Genomic DNA, 15,996 nt, shown 5'->3' with positions numbered 1-15,996 from the left:
AGATACATATGGATATAGGTTTAATAGGAGTGAATTCAGCCTTAACAATAGCTGCGGTGGGTTCGGCTCTGGGTATGGGAGCTGCGGGAAGTGCTGCTATTGGGGCATGGAAGAGGTGCTATATGCAGGGCAAGCCAGCTCCATTTTTGTTAATTGTTTTTGTTTCAGCGCCTTTGACTCAAATAATATATGGGTATATATTGATGGATACTTTAGCGGGTGTGATGTCACAAGTAAATCCTTGGTTATCATTTGGTGCGGGTTTTGGAGGTGGACTTGCTATTTCCATTTCCGCTTTTGCACAGGGGAAGGCTGCTGCTGGGGCTTGTGATGCTTTTGCAGAGACTGGAAAGGGATTTGCGACAAATCTTTTGGTTTTAGGGCTAATAGAGTCTGTTGCCCTTTTTGTAATGGTATTTTTAATGATATTTAAATTTTGAGAAATTAAATATTAAATTTTTCTTGATTTATAAGAAAGTTTAATGTGTTTGTGGGTGTGATGAGGAGTTTTTTGCCTTTCTTGGTTTTTGTTTTGATTTTAAATTTGAGTGCGTCGGTAGGTGGAGAACTGCCGTACTGGATCCTACTTGAAAAAGGAAGGCAGCTTATTTACTCCAAAGAAGAGTTTATTCAGTCTAACCTTACTGTTGCCATTAGTTATTTGCAGGAGGCTTTGCTTAGAAAGGGAATATATCCTGAGGCTAATTATTATTTGTCAGTGGTTTACGGGAGGACTGGTAATTTTGTTCTTGAAAAGTTGCATCTTCAAAAGGCATTGGAAGACAGAGATTATTTGTTGGATAAATCTTTTGAAAAGAGTATACTCTTTTCTTTGGCTAAATTAGCTGAATTTGAGTCTAATTATGTAGACATGATTGATTATTTAAATGAGATTTTGGAAAGATTTTCAAATGATGATGATTACTATAAGTATCATTATGTTATGCAGAAACGTGAAATTTTGCCTGGCGGTAAATTTAATATAGGGTTTTATTTGGACTCTTATTTAAAACATGTAAGAGGGACTTCTGGTCTTGATTTTACTTTTAATCTTTATAGGTTTAAAAATTATAATGTTGTCGATGTGCATCAGTTATTATCGAAAGTTTATTTAAAGATGGGTGCTTATGAGCTTGCAATTACTCATGGACTTGTAGCTGCTGTTGGTATTTTGACTAGAATGGATGAGTATGTTAGTTATTATGAGCCTCTTTATAAGTTTAAAAATTTAAGATCTTTCGTTCACAAAATAAATGAATACAGGGATATTAGAGCTAGCTTTGAGTCTGCGGATTTTTGGGAAGTGGTATATAGAATTGCGCATGCTACTTATATGTATGATAATCATAAAAACAAATTTAGAGCTATAGATACTTGGAAATTGATTGTTGATCTTGCTCCTAAATCATCGCCTTATGTTTTAAAATCAAGGCATTGGATCAAGAAATTTTAGTTAATAAAAGTGTATAATTATTTTGGTGTTTCTAACTATTTTGATTTAGGGAGTTTGGGATTAGTTCTTATAAGAGGAATTTTTGCATTATCGCACATATTGATCATGGTAAATCGACCTTAGCGGATAGATTTATACAGAAGGCCAAAATAGTTTCAGATCGGGATTTTAAAAGCCAGATGCTTGATAGCATGGATATTGAAAGAGAGAGGGGTATTACGATTAAGAGTCAAGTTGTTACTATTGAGTATAAGAGCAGTGATGGGAATACTTATGAGCTTAATTTTGTAGATACGCCGGGCCATGTCGATTTTTCTTATGAGGTCTCAAGGGCAATTTCATCTTGTGAGGGAGCGATTTTACTTATTGATGCGAGCCAGGGAATAGAGGCTCAAACTGTTTCTAACTTTTATATGGCTTTTGAGCATGATCTTGAAATTATTCCCGTCATTAATAAAATAGATTTACCGAGTGCGAATGTTGATTTTGTAAAAGAGCAAATAGAGCGTGATTTAGGTATGGATTCAAGTATTGCTGTATCTATATCTGCCAAAAATGGGGTAGGAATTGATGAGTTGCTTGAGTCTATTTGTAGACATGTTCCATCTCCTGAGGGCGGTATTGATAATGCGTTGAAGGCTTTAATTTTTGATTCACATTATGACTCTTATCGAGGTGTTATTGTTCATTTTAGAATTTTTGAAGGTCGAATCAAGACGGGCGATAAAATTAAATTGATGCATTCAGGTAGTGAATATTTAGTTGAAGAGATTGGGGTCTTTAAAATATCGCTTGAGAGAAGAGATTTTTTGGAAGTTGGCGATGTTGGTTATTTTATTGCAGGAATAAAGAATATATCAGACGTTAAGATTGGAGATACTGTAACCCTTTTTGATAGACCGGCAAGTTGCCCTCTTGAAGGGTTTAAAGAGGTCAAGCCTGTGGTATTCTCTTCTGTTTATCCAGTTGATGCTAATCAATATGACGATCTTTTAAAGGCAATGGACAGGCTTAAGCTTAATGATGCATCACTTACCTTTGAAAAAGATGCTTCCGCTGCCCTTGGCCATGGATTTAAATGTGGATTTTTAGGTTTACTGCATCTAGAGGTAATTCAGGAAAGAATTGAGCGTGAATTTGATCTTAATGTAATCTTAACTTCTCCTTCAGTTCGTTATAAAATCGTTCCCAAAAAAGGAGATCCTTATTTTATTGAGAGTCCTGAGCAGTTTCTTGGAAGTGAGCATATTGAATGTGCCCTTGAGCCTTATATTAGAGCTAATATTATTGTTCCCTCAGAGTTTTTGGGTAATGTTATGAGTATTTGCTTGCTTAAAAGAGGAGTACAAGAAAACTTAATTTATCTTGACACAAAACGAGTTGAGGTTATTTACAAAATGCCTCTTGCAGAAATACTTTTTGATTTTTACGATAAAATCAAATCTGTGAGCCGCGGATATGCTTCTTTTGACTATGAATTATTAGGTTATGAGGTAACAGATTTAGTTAAATTAGATATTTTGGTTAATGGGGACAGAGTTGATGCATTATCTCAATTGGTTTTCAAAGATAATGCAAGGACTAAGGCTACGGGTATTTGTAAGAAATTAAAGAAAGAGATTGCAAGGCAACAGTTTAAAATAGCAATTCAGGGTGCCATTGGTTCAAATATTATTGCTCGAGAGACAATTTCACCTGTTAGAAAAGATGTTACTGCTAAATGTTATGGTGGTGATATCACTCGTAAGAGAAAACTTTTAGAAAAGCAAAAGGAAGGGAAGAAGCGAATGAAGGTGATAGGAAATGTTGAGATACCACAAAGTGCTTTTCTTTCTGTGCTTAAGTCAGATGATAAGTAGGGATAATTTAGAAAGTTATGAAGTACGAGTGGTGAAGTCATTTGTAAGGGGTATAAAAGAGAGTTTATTTCTTGATATTTGGAATTTATTAGATTTATAAATATAAAAATTGACTTTAAGAGGTTATTGTTATTGGATGTTAAATTGCAGTAAATGTTTACACTTTCATAACCCCAATATTGCTAACACCACGAGCAAAACCTTCCTCTAAATCACTATTTGATCTTGAAAAGTCCTCACTAAATATCGAATTGTTTTTAATGGATTGGAAGAAGGGGAGAGGATCCTAGGATTGGGTTTTGATTTATGGATTTATGTGTTAACTGTGTATATAATGTACGGGTATGAAGGAATTGGCGCATACAACTAAACTTTTTAAGCTTTTCTCTGAGTCTAAAGCGGTGGAGTTAGAAAATTTACATATTAAAGCTGAAGAAGATATACAAAAAATATTTGAGTCTAATTTAGAAGTTTTTTTCAAAGTGAAGTTAATAGCTACTGAATTTAAGATAGGAAATAAAAGAATAGATACACTTGGAATTATGGAGGCAAATGATCGTGTTGTTCCTGTGATATTTGAATATAAGAAAGATGCTAGCCCTATGCATGTTTTGCAGGCTGTTGGATATGATGAGGTATTGAAAGATAGGAAGCGTGATTTTTTGTATGTGATGAGGGAGAAGTTTGGTCAAATAACGGAGAGATACAATAATGTAGATTTTGATTCAACTAAGCTTATTTGTGTGGCTAGAAAATTCGAGGTAGCGGCTTAGAATCAGGCTAAAAGAGATCCTTCGGAAATTATTCTTGTAGAATATGATGTGTATGAAGATAATTTAATAACATTAAAATTAACTACTTACCCTGCTGCTGGTGTTAACAATAGTAAAGTTTCTAGTAGTAAAAAAAATAAGGGTGTTGCTCGGGCGACAATGCTACGTGATATAATGCCTCAAAAAAATGACAAAAATCTTTTATTAACAAAGAATCTGGAAAAATTGGCAAAATCAAATGCTGAATTACAGAGTTTAAATAAAATATTGGAGAACTTTATTTTTACCTTGGGTAATGTTGAAAAATATGAGACTAAGCATTACACGGGATTTAGGGTTGTTGGGGGGTAAACTTTTTGCAGATTTGATATTTAGACCTAAAAGGAATGTAATACTGATTACTGTTACACTTCCTTTGGAAAAGGTGTTTATAGAGGAAGGCTTTACTCGTGCTATGAATGGTATCGGTCATAATGGCAATGTAGAAATTGTTTTTAATGGATCTAAATTTGAAGATGTTAAAAGACTTATAAAATTAGGTTATGATAATGTTAGTTTTGATTAAAACTTTATTAAGCTTGTTTAATTTTTTGTTATATAGATTATTTGTTTTTATGATTTTCTCTTTGAGTTGCTTTTATTGCATTTTTGGTAGGTTGTGAGGTATTTAGTTCTTGTTAAAAATATTGGAAAAGTATTTTGAAATGTTATAAGATAATTTCATTAAGTTAAATAATTTTATATGGAGATTTATGTATGCTTAAGTGTAATAAAGTGGTTCTTGTTGGAGCTGGGGGTGTTGGTTCGAGTTTTGCTTATGCTTTAACAATAGATAACTCACTTGTCCACGAGCTTGTCATTATTGATGTAGCGAAAGATAAGGCTAAGGGTGAGGTTATGGATTTAAACCATGGACAGATGTTCCTGGGGAAAAATATTAAAATAAGCTTTGGAACATACCAGGACTGTTCTGATGCTGATATTGTTGTAATTACTGCGGGTCTTAACCAAAAGGTGGGAGAAACAAGACTTGACCTAGTAGGTAAGAATACTAAAATATTTAAAGAGATTGTTACAAGCATTGTTTCAAGTGGTTTTAGCGGTATTTTTGTAATTGCAAGTAATCCTGTTGATATTATGACTTATGTTACGATGAAGTACTCTGGGTTTCTGGTACATAGGGTCATTGGAACAGGAACTACACTTGATACCTCAAGGCTTAGGTATTTTTTGGCGGAGCGTTTTAAGGTAAATACTCAGAATGTTCATTCATATGTTATGGGGGAGCATGGGGATAGTTCTTTTGTTACATGGGATGAAACCAAAATAGCTATGAAGCCTTTATCTGAATACCTTAATGAGGGGAAAATAGGGGAGGAAGACCTTGATGAGATTCATGCTCGGGTTGTAAATGCTGCTTATGAAGTGATTAAGCTTAAGGGGGCTACTTATTATGCTATTGGACTTGGAATTAAAAATATTGTAAACGCGATAATCAGTGATCAGAATCTTATTCTACCTATATCTTCATATATTAATGGTCAGTACAAGGGGGTTGCCCAGGATATTTATGTCGGAGCTCCCTCTGTGATATGCAAAGAGGGTGTGAAAGAGACTCTTGACTTTAATATAAGCGATAGAGAAATTGAGAAACTGAAAGCTTCTGCTGAACAGCTTAGAGGCTATATTGATAAAATAGAATTTTAAAGCCCATTGGGCTTTAAAATTCTATGAGCTGTTCGCCGCTTTTTCTGTGTTCAATTGCCTCTAGTAATGATTCTCTTGAGATGTGGCTCTCTTCCTTTAAATCGGAGATTGTTCTTGCAATTTTTAGTATTGAATGGGTGGCTCTTGATGATATGTTAAGTTTGTTTAAAATGTAAATCAATTCGTCTTGTAGTACTTTATCTAATTTGCAATATGTGGCAATTTGTTCTGGCTTAAGGTCACAGTTTTTGTGTACACCTTCGGTGTCTTTATATCTTTTGCTTTGGATATTTCTTGCTTTTAATATTCTTTTTCTTATTTCATTTGAACTTTCACTTTCTTCTTGAAATAATTTTTCATTGTTTACCGCTTTGGTTGGTACTCTAATATCAATTCTATCAAGCATAGCTGCTCCGAGTTTTTTCCAATAGTTTGAAACTTCTTGTTGGGAGCAGAAGCATTCTATGTCTTTTTTGCCAAGATTTCCGCAGGGACAAGGGTTTGTAGCAATGACTAGCTGAAAATTTGCAGGGTATTTAAACGACCTTGAGCTTGCCCTTACAATTGAGATTGTTTTATCTTCGATTGGTTCCCGAAGCGACTGTAGTATTGATTTTTGAAATTCTAAAGCTTCATCTAGGAATAGGATTCCATTGTGTGCTAGCGATACTTCTCCAGGCAAAGCATTAGAACCACCGCCGACTATGCCTTCTTTGCTTGCAGTATGATGGGGTTGCCTAAATGGTCTTTGTCTTATTATTTTTGTATCTATTAGTTTGCCTGCTGCCGACCAAATTTTGTTTGTTTCAATCAGTTCTTTATTTGTAAGTGGTGGTAAAATGGATCTGATGCATTTTACGCTGAGAGTTTTTCCACTTCCAGGTGGCCCAAAAAGCATGAGATTGTGACCCCCAGCGACTGCTATTTCAAGCGCTCTCTTTATCCTATGTTGTCCCTTTATATTTTTAAAATCGTATTCAGATTTTTCTTCAGGAGCCTCTTTAATATATTCTATTGTGGCATCAATCGTTTGTTTTTTCGGAAATATATTATTGTTAAGATGTTCTAGTATCTCCAGAGTTTCTTTTAAAGTTTTAACTCCCCAGATGTTTAGGTTATCCAATAGAAAACCTTCTTCTATATTATCAAAGGGTATTATGATGCACTTAATGCCTCTTTCCTTTGCAAGTGAGATAGCAGGTAATACTCCCTTAATTGCCCTTATTTTGCCGTCTAATTGTAATTCTCCTAATATTAGGATTTCTAAATTATTATTTTTATTTTCATTTATGTTTATAATGCTTGTTGCAATTGAAAGGTCAATTGCTGTTCCAATCTTTTTGATACCTGCTGGTGCAAGATTTATCAGTATCCTGTCTTTTGGAAAACTGAACTCTGAATTTTTGATAGCTGCTTTTACTCTTTCCCTTGATTCTTTAATTTCACTTCCAGCAAGCCCAACAATATCAATGCCCGAAATTCCTTTTCTGGTATCTACTTCAATTTCAATTAGCTCTCCGTCATACCCCATGGACGAGTGGGAGTATATTCTCATTTAAATTCTCCTTAAATATTTAAGTTATTTCATTGTGTTTAAGCTTTCATTTAGGGCTTTATATGGTAGCATGAAGCAATCTTGCCTATTCGTATGTATGAAATTTTCAAAATTTTTAAGACTTGCATCAATTTCTTCTAGCTTTTCAAAGTTTTTATTAATTGTTTTTGTTATGACTTCCAGCATTTTTTCTTCAGATTTGTTATCGCATATCCTAGTTAGTGTATAAGCGCTGGCAAGAAGAACAACACAACCTGACGCATTGTATTTCAGTCTGATCTTTCCGTTCTTCACGTTTATTTGAAAGGCTATTTGATCACCACACTTGGATTGGTAAACTAAATTCTGATCCTCGTCTGTTTTAAATGTGTATGTACTTATCCTGCTAAGTCTTATTAGTTCCTTTTTTATTTTTTCTGAAAGCATAGTTCAATTTTAAGTAGTTTGTTTAATTAAATCAATATAAAATTGATGGTGTTGGGTTAATTAAACACTTTTATTGTTTTTTTAAGAGAAAATATAAAAGCATCAATTTCTTCCTTTGTGTTATAAAAATAAAAACTTATTCTTAAGAGATGATTTTTTTGTATATTTTCTGAGAGGAACGCAAGGTAGGAACAAGTACGTCCAGATCGGATTGCAATGCCCATTGTATCAAGGTATGTCTCAATATCGTGTGAATGGATATCATTTATTGTAAATGATATTATTGCGTTTCGTTTAATGTATTGATCTAGGAGAAATTCGACTTCATCGATTTCTTTTAATCTTTCAACGCAATATTCAACTAGTTCCTTATCTTGTTCTTTAATAAATTTCATTGAAACACTATTAATGTATTCTATTGCTTTGCCAAGCCCAATGATTCCCGCAATATTGGGGGTTCCTGATTCAAATTTATTTGGTGATTCAAGAGGTTTAAATAAAATTTCTTCATTTTCTATAAAGATATCTTCTATAGTATTGCCTCCTAGCTTGGAACTACTGAGTTTATTTATAATTTTATTGGATATGTATAGTACCCCTACTCCCGTTGGTGCAAGCATTTTGTGACCTGAGAATGCCAAAAAGTCACAGTTGATTTTACGTATATCTATTTCCGTGTGAGGCGCCATTTGCGCTGCATCTACAAAAAAAATAATTTTATTTTCTTTGGCAATTTTTCCAATTTCTTCTAAATCTTGAATAGTACCCAGCATGTTGCTTATACCCGATATAGCAATAATTTTAGTTTTATTTGTAATTAAGCTTTTTATTTGTAGAGGCGGAATAAGACCCATTTCGTTAAACTTTGCAAGTTTAATTTTTAGGTTTAAATATTTACTGATATTAATCCAAGGGAGTAAATTGCTGTTGTGTTCGAGAGTTGTTAAAATGATTTCATCTTTTTCTTTTAAGATTTTTGAAAAAAGTAACGAATTTGCTGCTGTATTTATCCCATCTGTTGTTCCAGAGTTAAATATTATATTTTCACTAGATTCTGCATTAACAAATTTTTTTACAAGTTTCCTTGTCTCTTCTATTTTTAGACTGGATTGGATTGCAAGTTCATGTCCACTTCTGTGAACATTTGCATTGTAATTTTCATAGTATTCTACTTCAGATAAAATTACACTTTGGGGTTTTTGAGAGGTAGCAGCGTTATCGAAATAAATAAGCTTCTTATTGTTTACAGTTTTATTCAAAATGGGGAAATCTTTTCTTAAAAACTTAGCTTTTTTATTTGTGTCTGTTGTCAGATTAGGTTTCATTCTAGAAAAATTTTCCTTTCTCATTCATTTTAAAATAAAAATCCTTGTTTTAAACACTATAATATTATTTATTGTTTTATTTTTGTGATGAAGATCGTTTTTGCAATTGATACTTTAATTTTAAGTTCTTGCATAACTTTAGCTTTTATATTTGAATTCTATCTTTATGTTATAATTCGTGCTATGAAAGAAATAATTTATAAATTTGAGAAAGCAGAGGACTATAAGTTAGTACCTGTTAATAATATTTATGGAAATGTAACCAACACTGGAGAGATTTTTTGTGATCTTGTCTTTGAATCCACAGAAATACCTGAGGAGATTGTTTTTACTAAGACTAAAGAGGGAGCGTTGGAAGAAATATCTGGAAGACATAAAGGTTCTAAAGAAAGGATGATTTTGATAAACTCTTTTTTTGGAATTTCTATTACAAAAGATACGGCTAAAAATATTGCTTATTGGCTTTTAAAGAAGGTTGATGAGTTAGAGGACAATGAGTAAGACCTCTGAGGAACGAATTAAAATTTATTTGTCTAGGTTAAGCAAGTATAGGAGTAGGGTATTAAAGGAAAGGAATATAAGGGATATCATTTCACGATCGGATTTATCTGATAATGATATTGAAAATATTAAAATACATTTTTCCAGGGGATATGATAGAGCGCAAAGACTAGAGCAAGTTGGGCAGTTAAATTCTGCTTTGAAAGAACTTGAAGATGTATATTTACATTGTCTTCACAATAAGACTATGTTTGCTTCGTTTTTAAATCTTTATGAAAAGGTTGTAAGGAGGCTATATAGAAAGAACGGGAACAATGGATTAATACATCTAGGTCTGCAGGCTAGGGAATTTGGAATATCGGGAAGAATTGATTTAAGCTCTTATGATGAGAATAAGAAATTTAAACAAATAGCGCTAGTGTTGCTTTTGGGTCTTTTATTAATAGGGGTTGTTTCGTTCATTACGTATATAATAGTACGTTCCTTTATTGGAGGAGAGGGAAAGTTTGGCAAAGAACAGCATGTGTCGGAGGCTATAGTACAACAAGGTTTACCCTCAATTACGAGGGCATCTGACTTGGTCGTTGAATCCGCTAGTCTTGCTTCAGATCCGCAAGCCTTGTATCGTGTTGAAGTTGAGGGAGTTAAAGTTTTAGTTTTTGAAGATGCACATTCTTACCAATTAAAGGCAGGGGTTATCTCGAACAAGGAACCTATTAAAAAAATTAAGTATAGTTTTACTGTTTATGATGATTTGAATAAACCTGTTTTGAATAAAGTGATTGATAAGATAAGTGATTTACCTAACAGATGGATCAAAGGTGTGTATGCTCCACTTGATTTTGTACATAGCATCCCCAAGGAGATTAAGGGGCATCCCAGGAGAATGGTTCTTGATATTCTTTTAGTTGAATTTTTTAGTGGAGTTGAAGATGTTTCTGGTGTTAATCTGAGTACAGATTTTTCAGTTTTGAATTTTAAGTATCTTGGAAGTTATTTCAAACAATCTTTTGGGATTTATGAGGCAAATTCTTTAATAGAAGTTTTTAATAGTTACCAGGATGATATTAAAAGTTTAGAGGTAGAGGTCGCTTATCTTAATAAGGGAGGCTCGATTATTAGATCTTTACGGCGAAGATTAATTTCTGAATCAAATTCTGCTCTTAGGAGGCATACTAGACAGAGTTTTGTGTTAAAGACTATTTTCCCAGCGGAGATTTACCCTAACATTAAAGAAGAATTGTCTTCTATTAAAATTGTTAACGTATCAACGTAATTTTGATGCAACTGATGTCAGTTCTACCTCAGAATTTCTTTTTCTTTGAGCTTTGAGATGATGTTTAGAGGAATAAGTGTTGTTGCAATACTCAGTAGCGTATATGAGACTAGGATAGTTAAGCTAAATTTTATGCTTATCTGAATGTTAAATTCAGAGATGTAATAGTCAGAGTTTAGAAGTTCTGTATGTTCAACCTTAAATATTTTTGAAATTGTGTTGGTAACGATGTCCACCGTGTTAATTAGGTATTCGATGTTAATGGTGATGTAGTTTCCAATGAGTATTCCTATGATGCAAGATACAAAGCTTAAGACGGACGCTATTAGCATAAATATTGCTTTAAGACTTAAATTATTCATTCCAATTGATTTAAATATTGCAATTTTCTTCTTATTTTCAAATATTAACATACAAAGGGATGAGGATATGTTGATACTTGCAAATATTACAATAAATGCCATAATGAATAGCAATAGTTTTTTGCTGGTCTCTAGGTTCATGTATTTGTTAAAGTAGAGTTCATAAAATGTTTTTATTTTATATTCGGAAAATTCTTTTGCAAGGATTTCTTTCAAACCATCAATTTTTTCCTTACCAGCACGATTAAGGGAGAGTCCGATTATGCTTTTAGAAAATTCTTCCGACATTATGTATGAATCTTGTAACGATATGAAAATTAAGTTTTTATCGACTTCTCCTAATCCTGTTTCAATTATCCCAGATATATTAAACTTCCTCACTCTTGGCAATGTCTTTTGGTGCTTATTATTTGGTACCACTATGTAGATATGTTCATTTACATTTAAATTAAGCTTTTCTTTTATTTGTTTTGATATTAGTACTTCGTCCCTTTTCATGCTTTTCTTTCCATCTACTAATTTTATGTGTTTATTTTCGTCAATGAATTTAGATTCTACCGCCCGTATTAAAGCGCCCTGTTTCTTTATGTTCCCAATTATTCCATAAGTTCTTCTTTCAAAAAAGTATTTTAATTCATTATGCTGGTATTCTTTTTTAAATTTTTCTAATTTTTCTCTGAGAAATCCATCCTTTTGAGTTTCATTATGCTCAATTTGCAAAGAGAAGCCTTCATTTTCAATGTATCTGTTTATCGTTGAGTTTACGATGTTATTTGACATATAATAAACGACAATTAAAGGAACCATCACTAAGCTTAAAGATATTCCAGAGCCAATTAGTGCTTTCTTGTTTGTTGAATTTGCAAAGATTATGTATGCTATTTTTGCGAGTTCTTTAATGCTTGTATGCATCATATTCTCTTTAATTTTTTTTCTTTAAGCTCGTATTTTATATCTGCTTTGTTGGCAAACTCCAGGTTGTGAGTAACTAAAATTAATGTTTTTCTAAATTTTTTAGCAGTATCTATTAGCAAAGATTCGACTGTCTTTGCGGTATTAGTATCCAGGTTCCCAGTAGGTTCATCGCATAATATAATGTTGGGTTCATTTATTAATGCTCTAGCAATTGCTACCCTTTGTGCTTCTCCCCCCGAGAGTTCTGAAGGATAGTGTTCTGCTCTTGAATCTATTTCCAATATTCTCATTAAATTTAAAGCTTTTCTATTTATTATCTCAAAGCTATCCCGTCCTTCAATTATTTTAGGTAAGGTAATATTTTCAAATACATTAAACTCATCAATTAAATTATGATTCTGAAAAACAAGACCTATTTTTTTATTTTTGTACAAACTGAGTGTCTTTTCATTTGCATCTTTTAAAGAAATTCCACAAGATACTATGTCTCCGGAGTCCATCTTATCAATTCCTGATATTATGTTGAAGAGTGTTGATTTTCCACAACCGCTCTTTCCTTGAATGGAGATAAAATCTCCACTCTTTACATTTATGCTTAAATTTTCTATTACTTTTATTTTTGTTTTATTTTTGATGTATGTTTTGTGTATTTCCTTTACAGTTAATATGTTAGTCATTTATGCTGTCCCATTTACTTTCTGGACACATTTAATCCTTTTTGTTAGACTGAGGCTTGAGTACATCGTAAAGCAGCAGGCAAAAGAGAATGTAAATAGTAAATCGCTTAGGAATATTTTAGGAGTAATCATTTTCTTTACTATTTTGATTTCAACATTTTGTACGCTTAAGTTTGATAGGTAGTTAACAACATTGATTAAACTGTTTACCAAAAGGTCGATTAAGTTTAGGATTTCATTGATGTTTAAAGATATAAGAATGCCTGCAATGATCCCAATTATGCTACCCAATACGCAAATTACGGCCGAGTGAATTAAGAAGATTTGCCTAATTTTTTGAGATTTAAGACCAATAGATAAGAGGATCGAGATCGATTTGCTTTTGTTTATTAATATTCTTTTTTGTAAATAATATGTATTAACTGCAATAACAAGAAATATGAAGGTCAAAATTATGAGCATTGTGTTTTTCTCTATTTTTAATGCTCTATAGAGTTCTTTATTGTATTCGTTCCATGTTTTAAACCTTATGTTTGGATTGATACTCCCTATGTTATTTATCAATGTTTGACTTGGGTACAGGTTTAGTGTTTTTATTTGATAGCTGATATCTGAGTTTTTTATAACATTTTTTCTGTAAAAGTAATTAATGTTCATAAATACTGTGGATCCGTTAATCTTTGCATAATTACTTCTAAAAATGGATCTTATTTTAAAATGCTTGATTTGATCCTCTAATGCTTTAATGTTTTGTATTTCATCACTCACTATTATTCCCATTAGATCGCCTTCAGATAATCCTAAATTGTAAGAAAGCACATCTCCTATTATAACTTCGTCTTCATTAAGGTCAAGTTCAAACTTTTCAAGGCCGGTTAGGAGAAGAAAATTTTCATCCCTTGTGATATCTTCTGTGTCAAGAGCAATGACGTTTAAAATAGTTGGATAGTAGTAGCTCTCAATTCCGATTCCCTGAGTTTCATATATTTTGTTGATATGAACTACCTCTTTAATCTCCTTAAGATAATCAAGTTCTTCTTTGTTTAATTCGCTTTCGATTTTTAAGTTTCCACTCTCTAGGGCAGATATACTTGTGAAGAAGTCATTCTGAAATCCATTCATTATTGATATTGTGATGATGATAAGTACTTGTCCAAGCACTATACTCAACACGACCACAATCGAAAGCGATAAGCTATTTTTCTCATCCAATATCAGTCTTTTTAACAATAATTTATTTAGTTCCATTGCTGTCCCTGGTAATATTTTGCCTCGCCTCTTCAATAACTTTGTCATCTTTATATCTTACCTTAAAGATAACCTCCCCGTTGTGGTACATTTCCTGTTCATACTCATTCTCATCAAAATATTCAGTTTTCAGTGACATTAGGTCATTTTCATAAATTTTTTTTGATTTCAATTTACTATCATCTTCATATTCATATTCTGTTCTAGTATTGTACTCCTTTTTTTTTTCTTTTACAGTCACATGTTCCATCGTAATGAAGTCAGATGCATTATATTCAAAATCACTTATCTCAACTATTGAGTTGCCCTTGTATACTTCTCTTCTAATTAAGTTGCTTCCTTTATATTTGGATATGGTTTTCACGTCGCCTTCTTCAAGAGTATTTATTGTTTCATCTTCTAGATATTGACTTTTTTCTCTAGATCTTATTTTATTGTCGGTCGTTATTATACTTTCTAAATGGTTCTTATTTCCATCATATCTGATTGCTTTTGAACTAGATTTGTTTATGTCAAAATATGTTGATTTTATCTCTCCATTAGGATCATAGTTCCAAACTTGAAAATTTGATCCAGTTATCCTTAAAAGCCTTCCATCTGTGTTTCTCATGTATTGCAGTGTTTTTGGCTTTTGGTTTAACAATTTAATTTCTTTGTAAACTAAACTGTTATCTTTGTAGAAGTATTTTACAGACTCAAGTACTATTCTCTTATTGCTATATCTTATTTCTTCTATTTTATTATGTAAACTGTCGTAGAGTTCCTCTTTTGTCTTGATTTTTTTATCATTGTAGTGTGTTACTCTTTGAACATCTTCTATTTTTTCTTTTGTTCTATATTTTACCAGTTGTCTCTCTTTAAAGAGGCTAAATTTTTCCTTTTCCTGGATTTTTTCATATTCAATATAAAATCCTGTTTCTGGAATCTCGTATACCTCCTGATATTGGTTAAAAAACACATCTGACAAAAAAAAACTTTTTCCATATGTGGGTGCCGTTACTATCAAAAAAAAGATTAATACCTTATTTTTCATAGTAGTTTATTGAAGTAGTCATCAATATTAAATTCCCTGATATGTTCTACTTTTTCCCCAAATGTAAAAAAATATATTGGTTTTCCAAGTAGCTTTGAAATGTTTATTATTCCGCCAGCTTTAGAGGATGAGTCAAATTTTGTTGCTATGATGCCATCAATTTCTATTGCTTTGTTAAATATTTCTGCTTGCTCACTTGTGTTTTTTCCGGAAGTAGAGTCTATTACCAACATTTTTCTATAATTTGCGTTTATTTGAGATACCTGTTTTTTAATCACATTGTCCATTTTTTGAAGTTCCTTAATCAAATTATCCTTGTTTTGCAATCTTCCCGCCGTATCAATGAGCAATGTATCGTAATTTTTGGCCTTTGCACTTGAAATACTGTCAAATATTACCGCAGCCGCATCGCTGCCTTGGGCTTGAGCTACGACCCTAATGCCAATTTTTTCACTCTGTATTTTAATTTGTTCTATTGCTGCCGCCCTGAACGTGTCTGCTGCCGATATTAATACATTATGACCCTCAATCTTAAGTTTATTTGCAAGTTTAATGATGCTTGAGGTTTTCCCAACTCCATTTACTCCAATGATCAGTAATATGTTTAGGCTTTCATTCTTTAAATTAAGTGTTTCCTGATTTATGTAGTTTCTTAACAACTCTTTTACTTTAAGAATTGTTGCAGACTCTCCCCTAACTTTCGTTTTTTTGATTTTTTCTATTATCTCAGCTGCTATATCACTTTTAATATCTGCTTCTAGCAGGATATCTTCCAGCTTTTCAACCATCTTGGTTTCTTCTTTACCCTTAAATAGGTTCGCTATATTTTTAAAAATGCCCAATCCGCTCGGCCTCCTGTCGCTTTACGCTACTTAAGTAATTCTAC

Annotated in this window: 17 protein-coding genes; 9 read left to right on the top strand and 8 right to left on the bottom strand. The window is 32.5% G+C overall.

Annotated features, from left to right (window positions below):
• The first annotated feature begins 8 nt into the window (after positions 1-8).
• From LKV13_RS00435 to LKV13_RS00405, 7 genes are all read left to right on the top strand, one after another.
• On the top strand, positions 9-440 hold the full coding sequence (locus tag LKV13_RS00435; protein WP_229088571.1) for a V-type ATP synthase subunit K: 432 nt from the start codon (positions 9-11) through the stop codon (positions 438-440).
• A 59-nt stretch (positions 441-499) separates the two neighbouring features.
• A complete protein-coding gene (locus LKV13_RS00430; protein WP_229089649.1) occupies positions 500-1,453 on the top strand; it encodes a tetratricopeptide repeat protein in 954 nt (317 codons plus the stop codon).
• A gap of 59 nt (positions 1,454-1,512) precedes the next feature.
• Positions 1,513-3,312 (top strand): translation elongation factor 4, encoded by a 1,800-nt coding sequence (gene lepA, locus LKV13_RS00425; protein WP_229089648.1) that lies wholly within the window; start codon positions 1,513-1,515, stop codon positions 3,310-3,312.
• Positions 3,313-3,656: 344 nt separating this feature from the next.
• Positions 3,657-4,085, top strand: coding sequence for a hypothetical protein (locus tag LKV13_RS00420; protein ID WP_229088568.1), 429 nt, complete (start codon positions 3,657-3,659; stop codon positions 4,083-4,085).
• A 48-nt stretch (positions 4,086-4,133) separates the two neighbouring features.
• Positions 4,134-4,436: a hypothetical protein gene (locus LKV13_RS00415; RefSeq protein ID WP_229088566.1), complete on the top strand. Its 303-nt coding sequence runs from the start codon at positions 4,134-4,136 to the stop codon at positions 4,434-4,436.
• Positions 4,426-4,650, top strand: a complete 225-nt coding sequence (locus LKV13_RS00410) for a hypothetical protein (protein WP_229088564.1) — start codon at positions 4,426-4,428, stop codon at positions 4,648-4,650. Before LKV13_RS00415 ends, LKV13_RS00410 begins: the two co-directional genes overlap by 11 nt.
• Positions 4,651-4,841: 191 nt before the next feature.
• Entirely contained in the window at positions 4,842-5,792 is a 951-nt protein-coding gene (locus LKV13_RS00405; RefSeq protein WP_229088562.1) for an L-lactate dehydrogenase, read from the top strand.
• A 13-nt stretch (positions 5,793-5,805) separates the two neighbouring features.
• Here LKV13_RS00405 and LKV13_RS00400 read toward each other — a convergent pair whose 3' ends face one another.
• From LKV13_RS00400 to LKV13_RS00390, 3 genes are read right to left on the bottom strand one after another with little or no spacing between them, the layout of a single operon-like run.
• On the bottom strand, positions 5,806-7,347 hold the full coding sequence (locus LKV13_RS00400) for a YifB family Mg chelatase-like AAA ATPase (protein ID WP_229088560.1): 1,542 nt from the start codon (positions 7,345-7,347) through the stop codon (positions 5,806-5,808).
• Positions 7,348-7,371: 24 nt separating this feature from the next.
• Positions 7,372-7,773 carry an iron-sulfur cluster assembly scaffold protein gene (locus tag LKV13_RS00395; RefSeq protein WP_229088559.1) on the bottom strand — a complete coding sequence of 134 codons (402 nt, stop codon included), beginning with the start codon at positions 7,771-7,773 and terminating at the stop codon, positions 7,372-7,374.
• Positions 7,774-7,829: 56 nt separating this feature from the next.
• Positions 7,830-9,098: a cysteine desulfurase gene (locus tag LKV13_RS00390; protein WP_229089647.1), complete on the bottom strand. Its 1,269-nt coding sequence runs from the start codon at positions 9,096-9,098 to the stop codon at positions 7,830-7,832.
• 183 nt (positions 9,099-9,281) lie between these two features.
• On the opposite strand from LKV13_RS00390, the gene LKV13_RS00385 reads away from it, so the two are divergent.
• On the top strand, positions 9,282-9,599 hold the full coding sequence (locus LKV13_RS00385; protein WP_229089646.1) for a hypothetical protein: 318 nt from the start codon (positions 9,282-9,284) through the stop codon (positions 9,597-9,599).
• Positions 9,592-10,875 carry a hypothetical protein gene (locus LKV13_RS00380; RefSeq protein ID WP_229088557.1) on the top strand — a complete coding sequence of 428 codons (1,284 nt, stop codon included), beginning with the start codon at positions 9,592-9,594 and terminating at the stop codon, positions 10,873-10,875. Before LKV13_RS00385 ends, LKV13_RS00380 begins: the two co-directional genes overlap by 8 nt.
• 23 nt (positions 10,876-10,898) lie before the next feature.
• On the opposite strand, the gene LKV13_RS00375 is transcribed toward LKV13_RS00380, so the two are convergent.
• Genes LKV13_RS00375 through ftsY form a run of 5 tightly spaced genes read right to left on the bottom strand, consistent with a single transcriptional unit; the run spans position 10,899 to position 15,952 of the window.
• The gene (locus LKV13_RS00375; protein WP_229088556.1) at positions 10,899-12,152 is read right to left on the bottom strand and encodes an ABC transporter permease; all 1,254 of its coding nucleotides are present in this window, start codon (positions 12,150-12,152) and stop codon (positions 10,899-10,901) included.
• Entirely contained in the window at positions 12,149-12,829 is a 681-nt protein-coding gene (locus tag LKV13_RS00370) for an ABC transporter ATP-binding protein (RefSeq protein ID WP_229088555.1), read from the bottom strand. Before LKV13_RS00370 ends, LKV13_RS00375 begins: the two co-directional genes overlap by 4 nt.
• Positions 12,830-14,077, bottom strand: a complete 1,248-nt coding sequence (locus LKV13_RS00365; RefSeq protein ID WP_229089645.1) for an ABC transporter permease — start codon at positions 14,075-14,077, stop codon at positions 12,830-12,832.
• The gene (locus tag LKV13_RS00360; protein ID WP_229088554.1) at positions 14,064-15,110 is read right to left on the bottom strand and encodes a hypothetical protein; all 1,047 of its coding nucleotides are present in this window, start codon (positions 15,108-15,110) and stop codon (positions 14,064-14,066) included. Before LKV13_RS00360 ends, LKV13_RS00365 begins: the two co-directional genes overlap by 14 nt.
• Positions 15,107-15,952, bottom strand: a complete 846-nt coding sequence (gene ftsY / locus LKV13_RS00355; RefSeq protein ID WP_229088553.1) for a signal recognition particle-docking protein FtsY — start codon at positions 15,950-15,952, stop codon at positions 15,107-15,109. Before ftsY ends, LKV13_RS00360 begins: the two co-directional genes overlap by 4 nt.
• Positions 15,953-15,996 lie beyond the last annotated feature (44 nt).

The organism is Candidatus Borrelia undatumii (genome assembly GCF_020882015.2).
In the GTDB taxonomy this organism is placed as follows: Bacteria; Spirochaetota; Spirochaetia; order Borreliales; family Borreliaceae; genus Borrelia.
This window is presented reverse-complemented; position numbering and strand designations above follow the sequence as displayed.